The sequence below is a fragment of the Variovorax sp. 22077 genome (genome assembly GCF_052044195.1).
Lineage (GTDB): Bacteria > Pseudomonadota > Gammaproteobacteria > Burkholderiales > Burkholderiaceae_C > Variovorax > Variovorax atrisoli.
The window spans coordinates 213,710-235,715 of sequence record NZ_JBQEQC010000010.1 but is presented as its reverse complement, the minus strand read 5'-3'; the positions used below and the strand labels follow the sequence as shown (position 1 = coordinate 235,715).

Annotated in this window: 18 protein-coding genes and 1 pseudogene; 3 read left to right on the top strand and 16 right to left on the bottom strand. The window is 64.3% G+C overall.

Translation table 11 applies throughout. The features are described from left to right. Window positions 1-62: 62 nt before the first annotated feature. From ACTJLF_RS16875 to ACTJLF_RS16835, 9 genes are all read right to left on the bottom strand, one after another. Window positions 63-932 (bottom strand): alpha/beta fold hydrolase, encoded by an 870-nt coding sequence (locus ACTJLF_RS16875; protein ID WP_440883539.1) that lies wholly within the window; start codon window positions 930-932, stop codon window positions 63-65. A 128-nt stretch (window positions 933-1,060) separates the two neighbouring features. Continuing rightward, entirely contained in the window at window positions 1,061-2,398 is a 1,338-nt protein-coding gene (locus ACTJLF_RS16870) for an MmgE/PrpD family protein (RefSeq protein ID WP_019658145.1), read from the bottom strand. Window positions 2,399-2,484: 86 nt separating this feature from the next. Next, entirely contained in the window at window positions 2,485-3,465 is a 981-nt protein-coding gene (locus ACTJLF_RS16865; protein WP_440883538.1) for a Bug family tripartite tricarboxylate transporter substrate binding protein, read from the bottom strand. Window positions 3,466-3,487: 22 nt separating this feature from the next. Continuing rightward, window positions 3,488-4,639: an alpha/beta hydrolase gene (locus ACTJLF_RS16860; RefSeq protein ID WP_080647951.1), complete on the bottom strand. Its 1,152-nt coding sequence runs from the start codon at window positions 4,637-4,639 to the stop codon at window positions 3,488-3,490. A 41-nt stretch (window positions 4,640-4,680) separates the two neighbouring features. After that, window positions 4,681-5,499, bottom strand: coding sequence for a 3-oxoadipate enol-lactonase (gene pcaD / locus ACTJLF_RS16855; RefSeq protein ID WP_019658148.1), 819 nt, complete (start codon window positions 5,497-5,499; stop codon window positions 4,681-4,683). Between the two features lie 8 nt (window positions 5,500-5,507). Continuing rightward, window positions 5,508-6,527, bottom strand: a complete 1,020-nt coding sequence (locus tag ACTJLF_RS16850) for a tripartite tricarboxylate transporter substrate-binding protein (RefSeq protein ID WP_440883537.1) — start codon at window positions 6,525-6,527, stop codon at window positions 5,508-5,510. 129 nt (window positions 6,528-6,656) lie between these two features. Further along, window positions 6,657-8,756, bottom strand: a complete 2,100-nt coding sequence (locus ACTJLF_RS16845; protein ID WP_440883536.1) for an acetate--CoA ligase family protein — start codon at window positions 8,754-8,756, stop codon at window positions 6,657-6,659. A gap of 4 nt (window positions 8,757-8,760) precedes the next feature. Further along, window positions 8,761-9,552, bottom strand: a complete 792-nt coding sequence (locus ACTJLF_RS16840) for an enoyl-CoA hydratase/isomerase family protein (RefSeq protein WP_019658151.1) — start codon at window positions 9,550-9,552, stop codon at window positions 8,761-8,763. Between the two features lie 34 nt (window positions 9,553-9,586). Further along, window positions 9,587-10,537 (bottom strand): tripartite tricarboxylate transporter substrate binding protein, encoded by a 951-nt coding sequence (locus ACTJLF_RS16835; protein ID WP_019658152.1) that lies wholly within the window; start codon window positions 10,535-10,537, stop codon window positions 9,587-9,589. A gap of 195 nt (window positions 10,538-10,732) precedes the next feature. Here ACTJLF_RS16835 and ACTJLF_RS16830 point away from each other — a divergent pair, with 195 nt between their 5' ends. Then, entirely contained in the window at window positions 10,733-11,539 is an 807-nt protein-coding gene (locus tag ACTJLF_RS16830; RefSeq protein ID WP_019658153.1) for an IclR family transcriptional regulator, read from the top strand. 22 nt (window positions 11,540-11,561) lie between these two features. Here ACTJLF_RS16830 and ACTJLF_RS16825 read toward each other — a convergent pair. The 5 genes and pseudogenes from ACTJLF_RS16825 to ACTJLF_RS16805 form a co-directional block, all read right to left on the bottom strand. Beyond that, window positions 11,562-11,804, bottom strand: a pseudogene (locus ACTJLF_RS16825) (hypothetical protein); the annotation flags it as partial. 205 nt (window positions 11,805-12,009) lie between these two features. Beyond that, on the bottom strand, window positions 12,010-13,320 hold the full coding sequence (locus tag ACTJLF_RS16820; protein WP_019658156.1) for an FAD-dependent oxidoreductase: 1,311 nt from the start codon (window positions 13,318-13,320) through the stop codon (window positions 12,010-12,012). Between the two features lie 144 nt (window positions 13,321-13,464). After that, window positions 13,465-14,475 (bottom strand): 2-dehydropantoate 2-reductase, encoded by a 1,011-nt coding sequence (locus ACTJLF_RS16815; RefSeq protein WP_019658157.1) that lies wholly within the window; start codon window positions 14,473-14,475, stop codon window positions 13,465-13,467. Between the two features lie 12 nt (window positions 14,476-14,487). Continuing rightward, window positions 14,488-15,255 carry a class II aldolase/adducin family protein gene (locus tag ACTJLF_RS16810; RefSeq protein ID WP_019658158.1) on the bottom strand — a complete coding sequence of 256 codons (768 nt, stop codon included), beginning with the start codon at window positions 15,253-15,255 and terminating at the stop codon, window positions 14,488-14,490. A gap of 151 nt (window positions 15,256-15,406) precedes the next feature. Further along, on the bottom strand, window positions 15,407-16,285 hold the full coding sequence (locus ACTJLF_RS16805) for an alpha/beta fold hydrolase (RefSeq protein WP_440883535.1): 879 nt from the start codon (window positions 16,283-16,285) through the stop codon (window positions 15,407-15,409). A gap of 155 nt (window positions 16,286-16,440) precedes the next feature. Between ACTJLF_RS16805 and ACTJLF_RS16800 the strand changes: the two genes are divergently transcribed. Further along, the gene (locus tag ACTJLF_RS16800; RefSeq protein WP_080647953.1) at window positions 16,441-17,742 is read left to right on the top strand and encodes a protoporphyrinogen/coproporphyrinogen oxidase; all 1,302 of its coding nucleotides are present in this window, start codon (window positions 16,441-16,443) and stop codon (window positions 17,740-17,742) included. A gap of 64 nt (window positions 17,743-17,806) precedes the next feature. Beyond that, a complete protein-coding gene (locus tag ACTJLF_RS16795) occupies window positions 17,807-18,550 on the top strand; it encodes a TetR/AcrR family transcriptional regulator (RefSeq protein ID WP_440883534.1) in 744 nt (247 codons plus the stop codon). A gap of 90 nt (window positions 18,551-18,640) precedes the next feature. On the opposite strand, the gene ACTJLF_RS16790 is transcribed toward ACTJLF_RS16795, so the two are convergent. Together ACTJLF_RS16790 and ACTJLF_RS16785 are read right to left on the bottom strand one after the other, a co-directional pair. Then, a complete protein-coding gene (locus ACTJLF_RS16790; protein WP_418151449.1) occupies window positions 18,641-19,627 on the bottom strand; it encodes a WD40/YVTN/BNR-like repeat-containing protein in 987 nt (328 codons plus the stop codon). Next, window positions 19,624-22,005: an efflux RND transporter permease subunit gene (locus ACTJLF_RS16785; RefSeq protein WP_440883533.1), complete on the bottom strand. Its 2,382-nt coding sequence runs from the start codon at window positions 22,003-22,005 to the stop codon at window positions 19,624-19,626. The genes ACTJLF_RS16790 and ACTJLF_RS16785 overlap by 4 nt, the downstream gene beginning before the upstream one ends. Window position 22,006: the final 1 nt, after the last annotated feature.

The window sequence follows — 22,006 nt, the reverse complement described above, 5'->3', positions numbered from 1 at the left end:
ACGCCTCTGGCGGCGGCCCGACCCGTGCGCGCGAGACCGACGCCGCACGCCGGTCCGTTGCGCTATGCGCCAGTGCGCGAGCGGTAGACGCGACGCGCGAATGCTGCGATCGCATCGGCCATCGCACGAGGCTGCTCAGGTGCCATCGCGTGGCCCGCGTCGCGGATCACCTGCACCGTGACCCGGTCGCCCAGGTAGGGCTTCATCACGCCGGGAATCACCACCGCGTCGTGCTCGGCCTGCAGATCGAGGATGGGCACGTGCTGGCCCGCGGAGAAGTAGTCATCGACCGGCGTCGCGCGCCGAGCATGGCTCTGTGCCTCATGCGCCTCGATGCTCCAGCCGTCCAGCCAAACGCGCGGGTCATGGCCCGGTGCGAAGAAGGCGCGCCGCAGGCAGTCGATGCGCTCGTCTTCCGAGAGACCGGGGTCGCTTGCACCGTCGATCGCGTCGCGCAGGCGGCTGTAGGGCTGCTCCTGCGACCCCGGCGGCAGCTTGCCCGCTGACGCGGCCGCCATGACGACTCCGCACACAAGGTCTGGCCGATCGGCCGCCAAGGTCCGCGCGGGCTGGCTGCCCCAGGCATGACCCACGACGACCAGCGGCCCAATACGTTCCTGGTCCAGCACGGCAGCCACGTCGGCGGCGAAGTCGTGCATGTCCAGCGCCTGCATCGGCCCCTTGCTGCGGCCGATGCCGCGCGGCTCGGGCCGTACCACCCTAAAGCCCTCGCGCACCAGCATGGCGGCGACTACGTCGTAGTCCCGCCCGGAGCGCGCGAGCGACGGAAGAATGCAGATCGCGGGTCCATCGCCCTCGTCGGCGTACTCAATATGGATCGGCGTGCCGTCACGCGCCGAGGGATAGGTGATCAGCTTGCGCGATACGGGGGCGTGCGGCGCGGCTTGTGCGGTTGAATCTTTTGTCTCCATGCCCGCAGTCTTTCAGGCAAGCCGGTCAAGGGTAAGCACATGGCTCCTATAGCAGATATGTTTTTCGGCTATTGGCCTCAGTGGTGGCGACGAAGCGGCAGCCCTATGGCCATGGCGGCCGCGGACGCTCAGGCCACCAGCCCCTGCAGCCCTTCGGCCTTGTCCAGCGACCAGATGTTGCGCAGCAGCACACACGCACGCTCGGCCCCGATCACCGGCGCCGCGAGTTCCAGGAATTTGTCGTCGAGCTCCGCGTCTGATAGCGGCAGCTCGGGGTCGCCCTTGCGGTCTGGCTGCAGCCAGACGTGGCGCTGGCCGTCGTTCGTCTCGATCTCGACGCGGGCCGAGCGCCGGCCCGGGAAGGCCGCATCGATCTCCGGATCGACCACCGCCGTGATGCGCGCCATCATCGCGCGCGTGTCCGCATCCGCCAGCCGCTCGGGCGTATACGCCGCAAGGCGCACGCTGCCGTGCACCAGCGCGGTCGCCACCACGAAGCGCATGCTGAAGCGGGCCTCGTTCTCGGTGCGCGGGTCTTCGTAGCAGGCGATGTCCAGCGCCGGGCCGTAGGTGGCCACGTGGACGCGGCGGATGTCCGCGGCTCGCAGGTTGTGCAGGCGCGCCAGTTCCAGGGCCCCATCGATGGCGGCGAAGGTGTGGCCGCAGCCGATGTGGTTCTTGAAGGTCAGCCGCTTGATGTGGAAGTCGCGCCCAAGCGTGTCGCCCACGATGGACCAGTCGGGGCCGTCGCTCATCGCCCGGCCGAAGCCGGCCTCGCCGTCGAGTACGTCGAGCGAACCCGTCACGCCCTGCGCGGCCAGCTGCGCGGCGAGCACACCGCCTTCGGCGGCCCGGCCCGCATGCAGGGGCTTGGACATCGAATCCATGCGAAAGGCCTGCTGCAGCCCTGCCGCGAAGGTCGCGGCCGTGGCGAGCGCATGGGCAAAGGGCGCGCCGTGCAGCCCGAGCAGGCCGGCGGCGGAAGCGGCGGCGCCGAAGGTGCCCACGGTCCCCGTGTTGTGCCAGTGGCGATAGTGGGCCCTCCCCATCGCCACGCCGATGCGCGTGGAGACCTCATAACCGAGCACCACGCCGCGCAGGAACTCGAGCCCGCCGGCCTCGCGGTCCTGCGCGATGGCCAGCGAGGCCGCCACTGTGGCAGCGCCCGGGTGGTACATGGCATCGCGGAAGCTGTCGTCCACCTCGGCGGCGTGGGCCGCGGTGCCGTTGAGCAGTGCAGCTGCGCGTGCAGGTGCAGGGCGCCCATCGGGCAGGCGCGCGCCGCCGCGTTCGAGGTCGTCGGCCAGCAGCGCGCGCAACTGCGGCATGGGCGCGACGTCAAGCCCTGGAAACAGCGCAGCATGCCAGTCGATCACTGCGCGCTTGGCGTGGTGAAGCACCTCGTCGTCGAGCCGGGTTTGGCGAAATTCGGTGGCGTAACGGGCGAATACTTCGGTCGCGTGCATGAGGTGTCCGATCGATGATGAGAAAACAGCAAGATGAGAGAAGCACGGATGCGTGCGTGGGCCTTTTCATGAAGCTGGGTAGCGGACTACTCGGCGACGATGCCGTTGGCCTTGATCAGCTGGCGCCACTTCGCTTCTTCGGCGCGCTGGATGCGCAATGCCTCGGCGGCGCCGTTCAGCGTGAGTACCAGGCCTTCGGCTTCGGCCCTGCGCTGGAAACTCTCTGTGCGGCTGGCCTTGCGCACGGCAGCGCCCAGCCTTTCGATGGCCGAGTCGGGCGTGCCGCCCGTGACAAACACGCCGTACAGCACATCGGCCGAGTAGCCCGGCGCCCCCGACTCGGCGAAGGTGGGCACATCGGGGAACAGCGGCGAGCGCTTCGCGCCAGTCACGCCAAGCGCGCGGACCTTGCCGCTCTTGATGAAGGGCGCCACGCTCGGCAGCGTGCCGAACATGAGGTCGACCTGCCCCGCGAGCACATCGGTGATCGCCGGCGTCGCGCCCCGATACGGCACGTGCGTCATCGACAGGCCAGTGCTGCTCTTGAGCAGCTCGGCCGCCAGGTGCGTGGTGGTGCCGTTGCCGGCGGAGGCATAGCTCAGGCGCCCTGGCTCGGCGCGCAGCCGCTGCAGCAGATCGCTGGCGGAGCGCAGCGGGCTTTCGGCGCGCACCACCGCCACGTTGGGCGCCACGCCCAGCAGCAGCACTGGGACCAGTGCTGTCTCCGCCGCATAAGGCAGCTTGGGATACAGGCTCGGCACGATCGCGATGGCGCTCGTTGTCAAGAGCAGCGTGTGGCCGTCCGGCGCGCTCTTGGCAACCACGTCGTTGCCGATCACTGTTCCTGCGCCCGCCTTGTTGTCGACGATCACCGGCTGGCCGAGTTCGTGCGACAGGCCTTCGCCGAGCGCCCGCGCTAGCACGTCGGTGCCGCCACCCGCCGGAAAGGGCACCACCAGCTTGAGCGGCCTGTTCGGAAAGCCCTGCTGCGCGCACGCGGCAGCACACAGGCCCAACGTCGCCAGGCCGGCGGCGGCCGTCCATCGGCCCAGAAGTCTTCGTTGCATCGCGGATCTCTCTGGTGCAGGCTCAGCGCAGCTTTCGCTGCAGCCACTGGTCGATGAGCTGTGCGACGGCCAGGTTGTTCTTCTCCAGCATGACCATGTGGCCGTTGCCGCGCAGGCCCTGCTCCTCCAGCCGGATGAAATCGGTCGGAACTCCGGCTTGCTGGAGGTACTGCGCGGTGCAGTGGTCGTATACCGCGTGATAAGACGCTTCGGCGGCCATGACCATCACGGGGATCTGGCGCAGGTGTGGCAGTTGGCGGGCAGCCCCCTTCTGCATCCAGCAGGCGAACAGCTCGGGTTTTGGAGCTGCTTGGCGCTCGACCTCGAGCTCCTCCGGCCGGGAAACGGCCGGTGCATAGGTGATTGGTATGTCCGTCAGGCCCCATGGCCGGGCTTTGCCGGTAGCATTGATGGAGTTCTCGAAAGGCGGTCCTGAGGGCTCCACGGCCACGATGCCCTTGACGAGGTCCGGGCGAGCATCAGCGATCAGCCATCCGAAGGGGCCCGCCTGCGAGTGGGTCAGCAAGATCGCAGGGCCGATGCGGTCCAGCAGTGCCGCGCCGGCGGCCTGGTTGTGGCGTTGTGTGTCGGCGTTCGACGCAAGGCTTTCCACCTGCGTCGCGTAGAACGCGTCGAACACCGGGTCGCCGCGCCGCCCTGCGAGCGGCCCTTCTCCGGGCCACTGAGTGTGCCTCTTGGCCTGCGGCCAGTTGCCCTGCTGAGCGAGCGCGGTGAACTGCTTCTCCAGCACCGGGGCAGTGAACATCCGGGTCCCACCGTCCGAGGGATGCCAGGTCGAGCGTCCGCGCATGGGCTGGTCAATCATATACACCACATAGCCCTGCTCAACGAAGTAGTCGGCCCAACCCTTGCGCCCGTCGGGCGTGCCCATCCAGTTGGTGGCCGTCTGCGCCGCACCGTGGATGAGCACCAGCGGGTACGGCCGCTGCACACGCTTGGGCACCGCGACCTCGACATAGATCTGGCCCGACATCACCTGCTCGTCGGGGGCACCCGTGTAGCGCCCTCCGACGTAGAAGTAGCCGCGGCTGCCAACCGCGGATTGGTCGTGCACCGGCACAGGCACCCGCGAGGCTTGAGGAGCCAGTGGTGTGCAGCCGGCCAGCAGCAGCGCGGCAGCACTGGCTGCCGTCGAAATACCTCGTCGCTTCATGGTGTGTCTCCTGGTTGATCCGAAGCGCTGTGCATCAGGGCTTACGCCTGTGCCGCCGGCGCCGCACCGACAGTACTGTCCAAGAACATGCGCAGCACGCGGTTGAAGCGCCCGGGCTGCTCAATGCAGGTCATGTGCGCCGCATCGGCGATCACCGCCAGCGTCGACTCGGGCAGGTGCCGGTGCATCTCGAGCGACGCCGCCAGCGGCGTGCCGATGTCGTGCTCACCCACGATCACCAGTGCCGGGCAACCGATGCGGTGCAGTTCGTTCGTGGTGTGCACGGCGGCGATGGCCGCGCAGCAGCCGGTCCATCCATCGACGCTGGTGGAGGCGATGACCCGGGCGACGCCTTCGACGACGTCGGGACGCTTCGCCCTGAAGTCCGCCGTGAACCAGCGATCGATGGCCGGCTGCACCAGCGGCTGCACGCCCTGCTCCCGCGCGATGCGGATGCGTTCATCCCACACCGACTGCGGCGTGGCACCGTGCTCGCTGGTGGTGTCGGCCAGCACGAGCGCCTGCACCCGCTGCGGGTACTTCGGCGCGAAGGTCTGGCCGATCATTCCGCCCATGGAGAAACCGATCCAGGTAGCCTGCGCGATGCCCAGGTTATCCATCAACTCGGCCGCGTCGTCGGCCAGCGTGTCCAGGGTGAAAGGTCCGTCGCCAGCGCCGCTGCGGCCGTGTCCGCGCGTGTCGTAGCGCAGGACGCGGTAGCGCTCGACCAGTGCCGGCATCTGCGCGTCCCACATCGAGATGTCGCAGCCCAGCGAGTGCGACATCACGAGCCAGGGCCCCTGCGTGCCGTCGATGGCGTAGTGGATGGCGCGGCCCCCGGCGCGTTCGAGAAGGTTCATGGTGTCTCTCACAGCGGCGCCATGCCTGCGGCCTTGGCGATGCGCCTGTACTTGGCCACCTCGGCCTCGATCAGCTTCCCGAACTCGGCGGAAGTGCCCGCCGACACGTTGACTCCCATGGCCCCAAGCTGCTTCTTGATCTGGGGCAGGCGCAGGACGCCGGTGATGTCGTTATTGAGCTGCGCCACGACCGCAGCCGGCGTCCTGGCGGAAGCCAGCAGGCCGTACCAGAAGCTCCATTCGTAGCCTGGAACGCCGGCCTCGGCCGTGGTGGGCACGTCGGGCATCTCAGCGATGCGCCGAGGGCTCGTCACGGCGAGCGCGCGCACCCTGCCCTCCCTCACCATGCCCATCGCCGAGAGGTACGGCGCGATGTGGAACTGCACGCGTCCGGCGATGGTTTCGGTCATGGCTTCGCCCACGCTCTTGTACGGGATGTTCACGCCCTCGATGCCGGCCTGCTGGCACAGCAGTGCGGCCGCGAAGTGCGAGCTGCTGCCGACGCCTGCCGAGGAATAGCTCATCGAGCCGGGGCGAGACCTGGCCTGCGCGAGCATTTCGGCGAGGTTCGCGGCCGGCAGGTTCTTCGGCGCGACGACGAGCGCCGGCCCGTCGCCGATCATGGTGACGGGTGCGAAGTCGCGCAGCGTGTCGTAGCCGGGGTTGGCGAAGACGGCCGGCGCCGTGGCGTGGGCCGGCGACACGCTCAGCAGCGTGCTGCCGTCGGCCGGCGCCGCCAGCACGGCCTTGGCCGCCAGCGTGCCGCCCACGCCGGTCTTGTTCTCGACGATGGCCGGCAGCTTCCAGCGCTCTGACATGGTCGCGGCGATCAGGCGCGCGGCCGCATCGGGTACGCCGCCCGCGCCGAAGCCGACGATGAACCGGTAGCTCGACAAGGCCGGCGCGGCCAGCTCGCCCCCGGCGCCCTGGCCCTGGGCCCACGATGGAAGGGCCGCGCAGGCCGTACCGACGGGCAGCCAGCGCAGCAACGCACGGCGTGAAGGATCGTGCCCGGAAGGCAGATGCATGAATGTCTCCTGTTGTTCGCTGCCTCTGTTCGAGCCGGGCAGTCTGGGTTCAGATGCGGAGCGCCGTCTGCTCCGGCCTGGGGAACGGCAAGGCGCCTGCCTTGCCGGTTGTGCAATCGAGGGCGCCGCTCAGGCCAGCACGACCACCCCATCGGCGGCGCGCACGCCCTGCCCCTGCGGCAGCACGAAGACGGGGTTGATCTCGGCCTCGACCAGGCGCTCGCCGAGCCGGGCGGCCATACCCGAGAACGCGACGATCGCGTCGACCAGCGCCTCGACGTCGGCCTTCGGCCGGCCACGGAAGCCGTCGAGCAGCGGCCAGGTCTTCAGGTCATGCGCCATGGAGAGCCCCTCGGCCCGGCTCAGCGGCTTCAGGCCCTGTGCGTCCTGCGCGAGCAGTCGCATGGTGGTGTCCTTGAAGAGCTCCGCCGTCACGCCGCCCATGCCCAGCAGGATGGCCGTGCCCAGTGCGTCGCGGTGCATGCCCAGGATCAGCTCCGTGCCGCCCGCCACCATCTCCTGCACCAGGAAGCGCTGCACATCCGTGCCGGTGCGGCTCTTCACCTCGCTCGCCATGCGGCCGATGCGCTCGCCGATGGTGTCGGCACCCAGTCCGACCGCGACGCCGCCGACGTCGCTCTTGTGCGTGATCTGCGACGACAGGATCTTGAGCACGACGCGCCCGCCCAACTCGCGCGCGGCGGCTTCGGCCTCGGCCGGCGAAGCGACCACGCGTTCCGAGGCGCAGGGCACGCCGAAGCGCGCGAACAGATGCTTGGCCTGTGCCTCGTCGAGCGAGCCGGAGGGAAAGTCGCCGGCCTCAACCGGCGGCAGCGCCGCGTCGTCTTGTGCAGGCGCCATGAAGCGCTGCACGCGCAGCATGCCGGCCAGCGCGGCCGTGCAGCTCTCGGCGGCGGTGAAGGCCGGCACGCCGCGCCGCGTGAGCAGTGCGCCCACTTCGGGCGCGTGCGGGCTCACGTACGCCATCACCGGCTTGTCGGAATTGGGCAGGCATTCCTGGATGGCGCCGGCCAGCAGCTCGGGCATCGCCAGGCTGGAGGAGCCGACGATGATCACCAGCGCGTCGTAGCTCGGGCTCGCCAGCAGCGCATTGATGGCGCCGCGCAGCAAATCGGGGCGCAGGCCCGCGAGCGTCACGTCGATGGGGTTGCGGTCCAGCACGGCCTCGCTGCCGGTCTGCAGTGCGCGCAGCGCATCGGCAGTGGCCTCGTCGGGCGCAGGCGTGTCGAAGCCCGCCACGCCCAGGTCGTCCGACACCAGCGTGCCGGCACCGCCGGTGGAGGTGAGGATCGCGACGCGCGCGCCGCGCAGCTTGCGGCCCGTGGCCAGCGCGGCAGGAATGTCGAGCAGGTCGGAAAAGCTCTGCGCGCGGATCACGCCGACCTGCCTGAACAGCGCGTCGTACATGCTGTCGGCGCCCGCCATAGCGCCGGTGTGGGACACGGCGGCCTTCGCGCCCGCCTCCGAGCGGCCGATCTTGAAGGCCACCACCGGCTTGCCCATGCGCGCGGCCTTCAGACAGGCAGCGCGGAACCTGGCGGGGTTGCGCACGGTCTCGACGTAGAGCGCGATCACCTGGGTGGCCGGATCTTCGGCGAGGTGGTCGACGAAATCGGCCAGCTCCAGGTCGACCTCGTTGCTGGTGGAGATCAGCTTCGACAAGCCGATGCCGCGCGCCGCGGCGCGCGACAGCAGCGAGCCCAGGATGCCCCCGCTCTGCGAGACCACGCCGATGCCGCCGGCCTGGAACTCGTCCATCTCCAGCGCACCGGACGGCGACAGGACGATGTTGTCCGTGAGATTGACCAGCCCGATGGTGTTCGGCCCCAGGATGCGCATCGCGCCGGCCGCCTCCACCAGCTGCTGCTGGCGCCGCGCGCCCTCCTCGCCGGTCTCGGTGTAGCCGCTGGCCAGCACGATGGCGGCGGCGCACCCGCGCTGCGAGAGCTCCTTCACGGCCAGGTGGGCACGCTCCGCGCCCAACAGAACGACGGCGACGTCGGGCACTTCGGGCAGCGACGCGATGTCGGGGTAGCACGGCAGTTCGCCGATGCGCTCGACCTTCGGGTTCACCGGCATGATGCGCCCCGCGAAGCCGTGCTTCTGCAGGTAGGCCACCGGCCGGCCTGTGGTCTTCTTGGGATCGGCCGAGGCGCCGATGACGGCGACGCTGCGCGGGGAAAGCAGCCTAGAGATGGCTTCGTTCATGGCCTCACTCCTTCGAAGCCGTCTTGGCCAGGAAGGCCTCCACTGACGCGCGGTGCTCGCTGCTGGTGTAGCAGATGCCCTGTGCCTGGCTGCCCTGCGCGAACACGTCGTGCGAGGAGAGCTCGAAGCTCTGGTTGAGGATGGTCTTCGTCAGCGCCAGCGCGGTGGAGGACGCGGACGACAGCTCGCGCGCCCATGCCTGCGCGTCGGCCACCAGCGTTTCGGCACTGGTCTTGCGATCGACGATGCCCAGCGCGAGGGCCTCTTCCACCTTGACCTGGCGGCCGGTGAAGATCAGTTCCTTGGCCTTGGGAAGGCCCACGCGGCGCGGAAGGAAGTACATGCCGCCGCCGTCGGGAATGATGCCGCGCAGCACATAGCTCCAGGTGAAGCTGGCCCACTCGCTGGCAATGACGAAATCGCACGCCATCGCGGTGTCCGCACCCAGTCCCGAGGCGGCGCCGTTGACGGCCGCGATCACCGGCTTGGGCATGGTGTGCAACAGGGCCTGCACGTGGTGCACACGCTGCTGGCGGTGCCAGCCGTTGAAGCCGACCTCTCCCGCCGGTGCATTCATGCGCTTCTGCATGCCGCTGATGTCGCCGCCCGCGCAGAAGCCCTTGCCCGCGCCGGTGAGCACCATCGCCTGGATGCCCTTGTCGGCGGTCACGCGCTCCAGCACGTCGATGAATTCGGTGCGCATCTCATCGCTCATGGCGTTGCGCTTGTCCGGGCGGTTGAATGTCACGGTCGCGATGGCGTCCGTCACCTGATAGTCGATGAGGGTGTAGGTCATGTTCTTCTTCCTGGGGCTGGCCGGTGGCCGCCGTTCAATCGGCCTTGATGCCGTTTTCCTTGATGACGCGTGCCCAGCGCTCTTCCTCGGCCCGCACGTAGGTGTCGAGCTCGGCCGGCGGGCCGGCATTGATCACGAGGCCTTCGTGCTCGATCTTGCGAACGAAGTCGGGCGCGCGCGCCGCCTTGCGGGCCGCGGCGTTGAGCCGCTCGATGACGGGCGCGGGCGTGCCGGCAGGCACGTACAGGCCATACCAGCTTTCCACCACATAGCCCGGCACGCTGGCGGCGATGGCCGGCACGCCCTTGAGCGCCGGGGAGGGCTCGGCCGTGGTCACGCCGAGCGCGCGCAGCTTGCCGCTGTCGACGAAGGTGGAGACCGCCGCGGCGGTGGCGAACATCATGTCGACCTGGCCGCCGAGCAGGTCGGTCAACGCCGGACCGGCACCGCGGTAGGGAATGTGCGAGAGCTTGACCTTCGCGAGGTTGGCAAACATCTCGCCGGCCAGGTGGGCGGAGGTGCCCGCGCCCTGCGACGCGAAGGTCAGCTTGCCGGGGTTGGCCTTGGCCGCGGCGACCAGGTCGGCCACCGACTTGTAGGGGCTGTCGGGACGCACCACCAGCACGTTGGGGCCGCGCCCAATGAGGATGACCGGCGCGAAGGCCTTGTTGCTGCCGTACGGAAGCTTGGGCTGCAGCGCCGGATTGACGGCATGGGCGAACGAGGCGACCACCACGCTGTAGCCGTCGGGCGCGCTCTTGGCCACGTTGTCGGTGCCGATCAGCGTGCCGGCGCCGGGCTTGTTGTCGACGATCACCGGCTGTCCGAGATCCTTGGACATTTCGACGCCCAAAGTGCGGGCGATGATGTCGGTGCCCCCGCCCGGAGCGAACGGCACGACGAAGCGGATGGGCTTGTCGGGGTAGGCGGCGAACACCGCCCCGAAGGCCATGAAACCGAGAAAGAAAAGGAAGAGCGCGCGCATCCCGCGCAAGCCTTGAGCAGCCATGATCTGTTTGTCTCCAGAACCAAGTAATGAATCCCCGCGATCGCGAACGTTCTTGGCTACATCGCATAGGGGCGCATCAACTTTAGGAGAAAGTGATCGAATCAGGGGATACCAATTCCATTGAATGGAATTTGCCTATGATGATTCATCACCCGCAAGACCTCCGCACCCATGCCCATGCCCGATCAAGCCCGCTTTTTCCTCGACCACAAGCCCGGTCGATCCCCTGCCAATCGTTCGCTGGAACGGGGTATAGAGATCCTTCGCGCATTTCGTCCCGGGTCGGAGTTGTTGGGCAATGGCGAACTGGCAGAGCGAACGGGCCTCTCCAAAGCCACAGTGAGCAGGCTCGCACAGACGCTAGTCGGCAGCGGCATGCTGCAACTCGACAAGGCCGAGCGCGCCTACCGGTTGGCTCCCGGGGTCCTTAGTCTTTCTCATGCGATGCGAACCGCGTCGCGCATCCTGCAGGCCGCGGCCCCGCACATGCTTGAACTGGCGCGGCGGCAACGTATCAACGTGGGACTGGCGGCGCCCGACCGCGACGAGATGGTCTACCTCGAATCCATCCGCTATGCGAAGCGCGCTGCGCTTCGGCATGTGGTCTCCGGCCAGCGGGTGCCGATGGAGCTCACCTCGCTGGGACGCGCATACCTGGCCGCGCTCACGCCGCGGCACCGGACCCAGCTCATGCAGCTTCTTTCACGACGGCGCCTCAAGTGGAAAGCCATCGAGTCCGAGATCAGGAAAGCGTGCGCCGACGTCCGCACGCGAGGCTTCTGCGCCGCGGCCTGGCAGCCAGAGGTGGTTGCGCTGGCCACACCGCTGGAGGTGGAAGGCACCATCTACGCGTTGAACGTCAGCCTTTCGACGCAGGAGTCGATCCACACCATCGCGCAGGACCTCGGACCGTCGCTGCTCGGCCTGGCGCAGGCCGTGCGCCGCGAGCTCGCGCTGCAGGAGCCGAGGTTCGGGTGAGCTGGCTGTTGTGTGGACTGCGCTATCCGCCACTTGAAGGCGCAAGCGCCGAGGGCTTTCCGACCGGCTCTTTGTCCACCACCGCCGCCTCGCCCTTCACCAGCGGCGAATCCTGAAGAGCATCGACCAGGAAGTCGACCATCACCCGCACCTTCGCGCTGAGATGCCGACGGCTAGCATAGATCGCCAGGATGTCGACGGGCGGTATGTGATAACACGGCATGACCTCGACCAGTCGGCCGGCGCGCACATCCTCTCCGATCACGACGTTTTCGATGGCGCGCGGTAGCGCCTCATCCGATGGTTCGCGCGGCTGCGCGCGATCAGGGTCTGGGACGTTGCCGCAGGTGCTGCGAGACAGGTTCTTGACCCCAGCCTTCTTGGATCTGATTCCCAGCGATCCAGGCATAAAGGTTCACTCGAACTTTTCGTTCAACAGGTCGACATTGCATCGGCATTCATACGCACACCTACTTTTCGAAGATGAGTCGCGGCTGCATCTTCCGTCCGATCTTTCGGATATCGCGGCGCACGGCGGCACTCAGGCTGCGAACCAACGGCGACACAATCATCCGACTGGGCCAATCGATCTTGTTGCGCGTCACGAGCCAGGACTCCGCATCCGGTGCCTGGCGATCGAGCATGAGCCGGGCAAGAGTCCTTCCATTCCTGGTGCCCAGTGGCATCCCGTGACCCCAACATCCATTTGCGTACCCGATCCGACCATCGGCAAGCAAGCCCACATGTGGAACAAAGTCCCGCGTTGTCGAGATCGGCCCTCCCCAGCTCTGAGCAGTCCTGAGGTCAGAGAGGGCGGGGAAAAAGGATGTCAGATGACGAGGCCCCTCTCTGAGGAAGTTGCTGCTGATGTCCAGCGACATGTCATTGCCCTGCGGAACCCTCGCGTAGTAGCCGCCAACGTAAAGCAGCCGACCGTCGCGGGTCGGGGCAAAAGAATAGAACAGCTTCGACATGAGGTTGACGCCCGCTCTGCGCGGCCAGTTCAGGGCCCTCCAGTGCGGCTCTGACAGGGGTTCGGTCACGTTGGCGTAGACAAATACCGGCGACTGAGATCGAACCATTCCCAGATCTTCAAGCCCGGGAAGAAGGTGGGAATATGCGTTCGTGGCGACGACGAGCTTCTGGCAGCGCAAGGTGCCGCTTCCGGTCTGCAGGCGGATGCAGCTTGGTTCGCGCTCGATGCACACCACAGGACTGTTCTCGTGAACCTGCACCCCCAACCTCTGGGCGACGAGCTTTAGCGCTCTCAGGTACTTCAGTGGATTGAACTGACCACCGCGCCGATCGAAAACGGCTCGGCCAAAGTGTGGGCTTTGAAAGGAACGCGCCACCTGGGCCTCCGAGATCTGCTCGAGAAACGATTCCTGGCCGATCTCTCGGCAAAACGCCAGGTACTCGTCAAGCGTTGTACTGTCGTCGGCTCTGAGTCCCATCTCGAAGTAGCCTGTCTGCTCATAGTCGCAGTCGATGTCGTGCTCATCGATCAGAGCTTCGATCGTCGATATACCTTCATGGATGTAGGTATAGGCCTCTCGCAATTTCGCTGCGCCGTGGCGTCTCATCTGCGCCTTGAAGTCGCTCTCGCCGAACGCGACGATCAACTGTCCCGCATTGCGTCCGCTCGCACCGAATCCCACCACCTCGCTCTCGAGCAAAGCGACAGAGACGTGCGGATCCATCTCTTTCAGGTGATATGCCGTCGAGACGCCGGTAACGCCACCACCCACCACGCAAACATCCACCTCGAGAACACCCTCCAAGGGTGCACTGGGCGCGTAGGGCTCTGCGGAATGGAACCAGTGGGATCGGCTTCGATGTAGCAAGTGTGTCCTCGGTGGAGTCGGGTTGGGTGGTTCCATCCGGATGGCGGTCAGGGAGCGCTGCCCCAGCAAAGACGTGGAGGACTATTCCAGGCTGAGGGCCCGGAGCAAGGCGTCGGGCGACATACGCCGATCACCTCCCTTTTCAGCGGCGTGTATCAGTTCGCATATCGCCATGTTCGTTTCCGCTGTGCCTCCGTGCCGCGCCGCGAGGCGAACCACTGCGCCATTCAGATGGTCGACTTCAGTCGGCCTACCTGCTTCCAGGTCCTCCCACATCGACGACCTCGCCTGGGGGTCCATGGCAGAGATCGCCGGGACCATGGACAGATACTCCTGATCTTCCAGGCGGAGCAGGGCTGGGATTTGGTCGCACGGAAGTCCGCCGACCGCCGCTGGCTCGATCGAAGCAGCATCGAGCGCCATCAATGCCTCCTCGACGAGTACGGCCAACACGCGTCGGTAGCCACGGGTCGAAAGCTGCACGCGCAGCGGCTCGCCCGACAAAGCGTTGATCGGGTTGTTGAGATTGAGGAGGAGCTTTCCCCATTGGACCTCGTCAAAATCGGTTCTGAGCGCTAACGGGAGCCGCGCATCCGAGAACAGCGAAAGCCAGGGATGCCATGCCTCGTGGCCTTCCGCCATCAGTTCGCCAAGTGTCGCGCGATGAAAGCGGCCGTCAGGAAGCTGCACGACATTGAAGGGAACCATTGCTCCCAGCACGATGTGGTTTGGCAGCGCGCTTCGAAGCTTCTGAACATTGTCGACTCCGTTCTGGAAGCTCGCCACGATCGAGCCTGGCTTCGCGAGACGCCGGATGTCCGGCAGCACGCCTTCCGTGTCGGCGCTCTTCACCGCGACGATCAAGAAATCGCTCGGCGGGAGGCCTTCGACGCGAACTGAGAATCGAACGGCGTCGGCAGGAATGGAAACGTCCCAGCCGTGGAGATCGGAGACATGCAAGCCATGCTTCGAGATCCGTTGCCCCATGGCGCTGCGACCGATGAGATGAACGTCGGCGCCGGCGCTTAGCAATGCTCCGCCGACAAAGGCGCCGATCGAGCCCGCGCCAAGAACGGTGACAGTCGATGCCAAGATCGCACTCCTTCAGGCAGAGTAGCTTGGATCAAGCCGATCGAGCTTACGCAGGAGCGATGGCCAAACGAACTCCCCCGCCTTCCCTCCGGTTTGCACCTTGGTTGCGTGAGCCACTCCCGCGATGATCTTGGGGTCTACGTGGACGAGTTCACTTCCTCCCGATTGAGCCGCGATCTGGATCTGGCAGGTCGTCTCGAACGTGTAAATCGCGAGGAAGGCATCGGCGATGGTCCTTCCACAGGTCAAAAGACCATGGTTGCGCAACACGAGAAAGTTCGCGTTTCCCAGGTCCGCTTGCAGACGTGTCTTCTCGTCGTCGTGAATCGCGACGCCTTCGTATTCGTGATAGGCGAGGGACGAGAGCACGAAGGTCGCCTGCTGGCTGATGGGCAAGATGCCGTTCTTCTGCGCACTGACAGCAATGCCCGAGCGCGTATGTGTGTGAAGGACGCACCGGATGTCCTCACGCACGGCGTGCACCGCGCTGTGAATCACGAAGCCGGCGGGATTCACCGGATACGGCGAGTCGATGATCTTCTTACAGTTCTGGTCCACCTTGATCAGGTTCGACGCCGTGATCTCCTCGAACATCAGTCCGTAGGGGTTGATCAGGAAATGATGCCCCGGTCCTGGAATGCGTACGCTGATGTGGGTAAAGACCAGATCGCTCCAGCCATGCAGAGCGACCAGACGATAGCAAGCCGCGAGATCGACTCGAAGTTGCCACTCTTCGGCGGAAACGAGACGTTGCACGTCAGATTGAACAGACTCGTTCATGGATCTTCCTTTTTCTTGAGGCACTGATAGGTGTTTGGAGCGGTAGGCCACCCGCGGGAAGCCGCACCGGAGGAGGTCCCGGATCGAGAGCGGTGCGGGCTTGCCCCGGTTTACGGATTGGAGGAAGCCGTCAACCCATGTCCCAGAGGCATCACACGTCCGTGGATGCCTTCCGAAGCAGCGCACGAATGGCTTCGAGAGATTCGGGTTCGTCGAGAAGCGGCGGGTGGCCGCGCCCCTTCACTGTCGTGAGCACCGTGTCGGGGTGGCTTTTGAGCATGCGCTCGACCGTGTCGGCCGTCAGAAAGTCGGAATGCTCGCCGCGCAGCAGCGCGATGGGCACCCCGCGCGTTGCGAGGTACGCGTCCCATGCATCTGGACTCTCCCGACCCATCCGTGCAGCGTCTGCGAGAACGAGCAGATCGAAGTCACGGGCGTACCTCCCGGGCGTCATCTCGCGATAGGCTCGAAGCATCAGCTTGACCCATTGTTCTCCTTCCAGATCCGGGTACTGGGCACTGAAGTGGTCCTTCACCCGCGCCAATGCGACATCGAAGCTGTAGTCTGCATCTTCCGCGTGTCCGGCGGATCTTTTCACAGATGCCGAACCGATCTCTGCGCCGATGTCATTGAGGACAAGCCCGCGCACTCGCGCAGGAGCCTCTCCCGCCATGTTCAGACCTATGAGCCCCCCCAAAGCAGTGCCGAGAACCGCGACACGGTGGACGCCGAGGTGGTCAAGGAGACTCCAGACGTCCTGCACGAGAAGGTCAAAGTGGTACTCCTTGACGTCTGCGTAGCGCGTGGAAAACCCCCTGCCCCGCAGGTCCGGAGCGATCACTCGCACGCCCGATTCAGCAAGCGCGGGCCCCAACTCCTCGAAATCGCGTGAATTGCGCATGAAACCGTGCAGGCACAAGAGCGGAACGGCCAAAGCGCAAGTGAGAGGCACGAAGTCCCTGTAGAAGATGCTCGCCCCAGAGGGCGAGGCAAACCGATCCTCAGTGAGCCGGATCTCATTCTTGGCCATCAGAGAACTCCTGTGAGTGAAAAGTAGGGCGCGACCGGCGCCACCATCGAGTGATCCTCGAATGGCGTCACTGTAGCATTTATTCGATGTTAATCAAGTTTAGGTTAGACTGATGTTGCGCGCGGGCGCGCTCCATTCACCAAGCAAGCAAAGACATGAGCAACACGAACATCGTCATTGGCGCCGGCATCACGGGTCTGACTGCAGCCATCACCCTTCAGAATGCAGGCAAGAAGGTCATCGTCGTCGAAGCGTCAGAGCGGCCAGGTGGCAGGCTGGTGAGAATCGAACGAAACGGCGACGCAGCGGAGGCAGGCGGCCAAGGAATTCATTCGAACTACCGGGACATGCTCGGGCTCATCCGCGCCGAAGGCCTCGCTGGTGATCTCATGCCGCAGTTGAACCATCAGGCCGGCCATTTGAATCGACAAGGTGCTCTTTGCTATCCCCAGGGGAATCTGGGCCTGGCCAAATTGATGGGTCCACGAGGCACACGAGACCTAGCTTGGTTCGTCACACGATATCTCATGTTGTCGAAGAAGTTCGACCTGTTCGAATCGTCGGTCGATATCCCGGCCTATGACAACGCGACCGCTGCCGAAGCATTCAGTTGGGCGGGCGACGAATTTCGAGACTATGTTTTGCGCCCTTCGGCACACGCTATGTCAAACACGACACCAGAATTCACGAATTTCTATTTTTTGCTGAATTTGATGAAGCTGGTCGCCACCACGAAGGTAATGACGCTACGCCACGGCAACGTTTCCATTGCAGAACATCTGGCAAGAAAACTCGATGTTCGATATGGCGTTGGCGCAAAAAAAATCCTGACGAACAAGGGCAACACTGAAGGGGTACTTCTGGAAGATGGGAAAGCGCTAAAGGCAGGCCATGTGATTTTGACTACCCCGATGAATCGCGCAGCAGAAATAATTCCGGATGATCTGGCCGCGGAACAAAGATTTTTCTCTGAATTCCCGAACTCCCCTTTTGTTCTGGTCTATTTCTTTCTTGACCGCCCCCTCCCGACCGAGGCGTTCGTTTACGTCGGACATGCATTTCGCGATGTTGCCTTCAACATGGCACTCAACCATACGGTGAAGACCCCTCACTTGGTGACGAGCGGCAAGGCGATCATCTCTGCATGGTCCAGCTTCCCCAGGTCGGCGGAACTGATTGGTAAGCCTGACAGTGAAGTTATCCAGCAGGCATTGAACGAGATCGAAGTCTTCTTTCCAGGGATTTCCGGATGGGTAGAGGAGGCTCGCGTCCAGCGGCACCATTGGGGAATAGCGCGCCTCTCCCCCGGCCAGCACGGTAAGATCCTCGAATTCAAGAGAAATGTCGAAGCACTGAGCGGGATTTCGTTCGCAGGCAACGATTACGACGGCGTTCATATGGAGTCCGGCGTACGAGGAGGCTTACGTGCAGCGCAACGTGCTCTGAAGCACAATTAGCCCCACCGCCTAGCGCGTCGACCACTATCTCTTCGAGTCACGCGAAAAATAAGGTTCCAACGAAATGACCGACGAAATTCCGGACACAAGCACGACGCCATCTGTGCGCCCGAAGGCGTCCCACCGCAAAGGTCGTACCCCTGAAACCAGCAGAACGCCTCGCGTTCCAACGCAGGAGCGGAGCAAGGCGCGCTACCTGGCGATCATCAAGGCTGCAGAGGAGCTACTGGAAAGATCCAATATCGAGGATCTCAGTCTCTACGATATTGCGAAGCAATCCGGCATCGCACCAGCGTCCGTGCATTATCTTTTCAGCACGATCACGGCAGTGCATCTCGAGTTGCATCGACTGCATAACGACAAGCTCACGGAGCGGGTGATCGAGAGCTCGGCTCCTTTAATTGCTCAAAGGAATCCCAGCTGGCAGGAATGGATATACGCGAGCATGAAGGAGGCTCGCGACGCGCTGAACAGCAGCCGGCCCATGTCGGAAGTCATGCTCGGGCCGACCATGCACAGGCAAACTCGTTTGACGAACCTTAAAACCAACTTCTCGCTGGGGCAAAAGGCCGTCGAATACATGCACGCTGTTTTCATAATGCCCGACATCCCGCATCTTGATCGCTACTACGGCTATGCCGCCGAGTTCAGCGATGCATTGTGGTCGGGTGCCTACTCGGCGCACGGACGAATCGACGATGAGACATTCGCCGAGTCGGTCAGGGCAACAGTTGCATACCTCCGGTGCTTCCTACCCGAGACCTTGCACCTTCGAACCTCGAAACCGCAGCCCCCGTTCGAGGCTTGATAAACCGGAAAATTCGATGTAAGGCGAATATCTGAAGCTTCGTACCGGGGGTAATGCGAGTCTCCCGTTGGGTCTGGCTTTCGGGCACATCTACTTCGCGTCTCCCACGACACCACGCTTCGAAAGCAGGATCCACCGCCGCTCATCGCTGGCCAAAGCCGCAGTCAGCGAATCGCCCGACGGGCGAATAGCGACCGAGAACGTCCGTCCACCGTCGCGGCTCTGAGCTTCCAAGCCATCGAGGCCAACAACCAGGACGTCGTCGCCATGGACCGATATGGCAGTCACCGAGCTTTTGCTTTGAAGATCGATCGACTGCCACTGTTGCGTGGTTTCATTGCGGCGCAGCAAGGTGCCGCGCTGGCCTCCCACGAGCAACGTGCCGTCAGACAGCGCAGCGCCTGCCCAAAGCGACCCTTTGTAGCCGGTATCAAGGTAAGTCCACGTATGCCCCTGGTCGGACGACCGCAGGACTTGGCCTCGCTCTGCAGTTGCATAGATGGCCCCCTGCTTGTCCGCAAACAGGCCGAGTAGATTCAGATCGGCTTTCTTGCCTCCCGGGGGCGGCGCGATGTTCTGGGGCGCCCACGTCTCGCCCCCGTCGTCCGTTGTCAGCACGAGAGACCACAAGCCGACAGCAACGCCATGCGTGGAGTCAAAGAAGTGGACGGCGAAAAGGGGCCGATCTTCGTCGGTCGAGAGCCTCTGGATCTTCCAGTTCTCGCCGCCGTCGCCGCTGGAGAGCACAACGCCCCAGTGACCCACAGCCCAGCCGTGAGCCGCGTCGACAAAGCTCACGCTGGTGAGCGTCGAGCTGACCGGTACCTGGTGCGCCTGGCGAAAGGTAGATCCCTGATCATCGGACAGGAGCACAACGCCGTTGGCACCGACCGACACGGCACGCTTTCCGCTCCAGGCGGCCCCCAGCATCATCGCCTGGGTGGCGATCGGCGTCTGCACCGCCGCCACAGGGCGGAGTGCGGGAGTCTCGGTAGCTTGCACCACCACAACGCCGGTCGCAAGGCTGATTGCTGCAGCGGCACGCAAAATACATTTCATATCTGACTCTTTGCTCAATGTGCCGGCGCTCCAACCGTGCGCACGGGCCTGCGTCGGGGAAAAATCCGTTCCAGCCAGACTGCAAACGCCGGCAGCACCGTGATCGCCATCACCATGTTGACGATGAACATGAAAGCCAGCAGTTTGCCCATGTCGGCCTGGAACTTCAGAGAAGAGAACGACCACGTCACGACACCAACAGCCAAGGTGATCGCGGTGAAGATCGTGGCAGTACCGACCTCCAGAATTGCGTGCTCGAACGCTTCGACGATTCCGAGTCCTTTCGCAAGATGCAACTGCAGGCGGTTGTAGATATAGAACGCGTAATCCACGCCTATACCGACGGCCAGCACCATCACGGGGAGCGTCGCGACGGTCAATCCGATATCGAGCTCCTTCATGAACCAGTAGCCGATAAAGGTGCCGATCGTCAGAGGAAGGCAGCACGCGAGTACCGCACGAAGATCCCGATAGGCAGCGAACACGAGCAACACGATCGTCGCGTAGACATACAGCATCATCGGCAGTTCGCTGTGCTCGATCTCGTCATTGATCGCCGCCAACACCCCTGCATTGCCGGACGCGAGACGGATCTTTACGCCATCCATCGGGTATCTCGCGCGGAAATTCTTTACCGCTGCGATGACTCCATTGATAGTGGTCGCTTTGTGGTCGGCCAAGTAGATGTGAGCCGCGGTCATGCTGCAGTCCTTGCGCATGGTTCCGGGAATCCGGCTTATCTCTACAGCGAGTGCAGAGTAGTTACCGGAATCGATCGGCACCACGGACATCTTCGGGTTCCCTTCGTTGTATCCCTCGTTGTATTGCCGCAGAAGGGAAGAAAACGAAACGACCGAGAGGACACCCGGCACCGGCTGCATCCACCAGGCAAACCGTTCCTGATAAGCCCCGATGGCGACGTTGTCGCAAGAATCCGGCGGGGCTTCGAAAGCGACGCTGAGCCAGTCCAACCCGACGTCGTAGCTCGCGCCGATCGATTGCGCATCACGATTGAAGCGTGCGTCCGGGCGCAGTTCCGGTGCGCCCGCTTGCAGCGTTCCTATGACGCGGTCCCTGCTCTGCCAGGCTGAGGCCACGAGAACGACCGCGGCCGAGAGCAGAACCACCAGGGCAACCCGAGGCTCGGCCACGCGGGTGATAAACCGAAGCCAGCGGGCCCGCTCCGCGCCCTTGCGTTCAGCTCCAGCGGCATACGCCTGGTCTACCTGAACCAGGGATGCGGCGACGGGCAGCATCACCAAGTTCGTGATGATCTTGTAGGCGACGCCAAGCGATGCCGTCACCGCGAGTTCGCGCACCATCGGAATGGGGACCATTAGCAGCGTGATGAATGATACGAATGCCGTCACCAGGGCGAGCGTCCCAGGTACGAGCAAGCCTCGAAAACTTGACCTCGCCGCCTGTTCGGTTGTCTTGCCTTGCGATATCTCGCGAACGATGAAGTTGATCTGCTGAACACCGTGCGATACGCCGATCGCAAACACGAGGAACGGCACTAGGACGCCGAGTGGGTCGAGGCCATAGCCCAGAAGATGCAGCGTCGCAAACTGCCAGACCAGAGAGGTCAGTGAACATGCGATCGGCAGCAGTGTGAGCTTCATCGAGCGGCAGTACCAGTACACCGCTGCCGCGGTCAGAAGGAGAGCCAACCCGCAAAACTCAAGGACAGATGACGCTCCCTCTGCGATGTCACCGATCTGCTTGGCGAAGCCGATGATCTGGATCTCATAGTTCCGATCTTCGAACTTGGAGCGAAGCTCGGATTCAAGCAGACGGCCGAATGAAACATAGTCGATCCGCTGGCCTTGGGCATCGAACTCGTTGAGGTCGGCGGTAATCATCGCGCTGGTCTGGTCGCGCGACACGAGGCTGCCGACGTAGCCGCCCTGGGCGGCCGACCGTTTGATCGCCTCGACGGCACCGGCATCAAGACGATCCGGCGTGACGGTACCTGGAATGATAGGGTCGGCCCGGAACCCGTCCTCGGTAATCTCGTTGACGAACGAATTTGGCGTCCACAGCGATTGCACGCTGGCTCGAGAGACGTACGGCAAGAACGTGAGAGCCTGAGTGACGTCGCTGAGCTTCTTCAGCCCTTCGGGCGTCCAGATGGATCCCGCTCTTGCCTTGACCACAATGGTCAGGCGGTTCGCTCCCAGGAAGTCGTTGCGGTAGGTGTTGAAGGTTTGGACATATTCATGTCCCACCGGCAACTGCTTCTCAAAGCCCGCATCCATCCTCAACTTGAGGGCGAAGAAGCCCATGATTACTGTAAAGACGGCCAGTCCGATCAGGACGGCGCGGCGGCGAGCGAACAGGATGGCTTCGATCCTTGCAAGGAACCGCTGCGACGCGGAGGCTCCGCCGGGAGCCATT

Excerpts from the sequence above, each read along its gene's own strand:
- ACTJLF_RS16850 (WP_440883537.1), bottom strand. The coding sequence starts at position 6,527 with ATGCATCTGCCTTCCGGGCACGATCCTTCACGCCGTGCGTTGCTGCGC.
- pcaD (WP_019658148.1), bottom strand. The coding sequence starts at position 5,499 with ATGAACCTTCTCGAACGCGCCGGGGGCCGCGCCATCCACTACGCCATC.
- ACTJLF_RS16840 (WP_019658151.1), bottom strand. The coding sequence starts at position 9,552 with ATGACCTACACCCTCATCGACTATCAGGTGACGGACGCCATCGCGACC.
- ACTJLF_RS16810 (WP_019658158.1), bottom strand. The coding sequence starts at position 15,255 with ATGAACGAGTCTGTTCAATCTGACGTGCAACGTCTCGTTTCCGCCGAA.
- ACTJLF_RS16875 (WP_440883539.1), bottom strand. The coding sequence starts at position 932 with ATGGAGACAAAAGATTCAACCGCACAAGCCGCGCCGCACGCCCCCGTA.
- ACTJLF_RS16865 (WP_440883538.1), bottom strand. The coding sequence starts at position 3,465 with ATGCAACGAAGACTTCTGGGCCGATGGACGGCCGCCGCCGGCCTGGCG.
- ACTJLF_RS16860 (WP_080647951.1), bottom strand. The coding sequence starts at position 4,639 with ATGAAGCGACGAGGTATTTCGACGGCAGCCAGTGCTGCCGCGCTGCTG.
- ACTJLF_RS16870 (WP_019658145.1), bottom strand. The coding sequence starts at position 2,398 with ATGCACGCGACCGAAGTATTCGCCCGTTACGCCACCGAATTTCGCCAA.
- ACTJLF_RS16835 (WP_019658152.1), bottom strand. The coding sequence starts at position 10,537 with ATGCGCGCGCTCTTCCTTTTCTTTCTCGGTTTCATGGCCTTCGGGGCG.
- ACTJLF_RS16805 (WP_440883535.1), bottom strand. The coding sequence starts at position 16,285 with ATGGCCAAGAATGAGATCCGGCTCACTGAGGATCGGTTTGCCTCGCCC.
- ACTJLF_RS16830 (WP_019658153.1), top strand. The coding sequence starts at position 10,733 with ATGCCCATGCCCGATCAAGCCCGCTTTTTCCTCGACCACAAGCCCGGT.
- ACTJLF_RS16795 (WP_440883534.1), top strand. The coding sequence starts at position 17,807 with ATGACCGACGAAATTCCGGACACAAGCACGACGCCATCTGTGCGCCCG.
- ACTJLF_RS16785 (WP_440883533.1), bottom strand. The coding sequence starts at position 22,005 with ATGGCTCCCGGCGGAGCCTCCGCGTCGCAGCGGTTCCTTGCAAGGATC.
- ACTJLF_RS16845 (WP_440883536.1), bottom strand. The coding sequence starts at position 8,756 with ATGAACGAAGCCATCTCTAGGCTGCTTTCCCCGCGCAGCGTCGCCGTC.
- ACTJLF_RS16800 (WP_080647953.1), top strand. The coding sequence starts at position 16,441 with ATGAGCAACACGAACATCGTCATTGGCGCCGGCATCACGGGTCTGACT.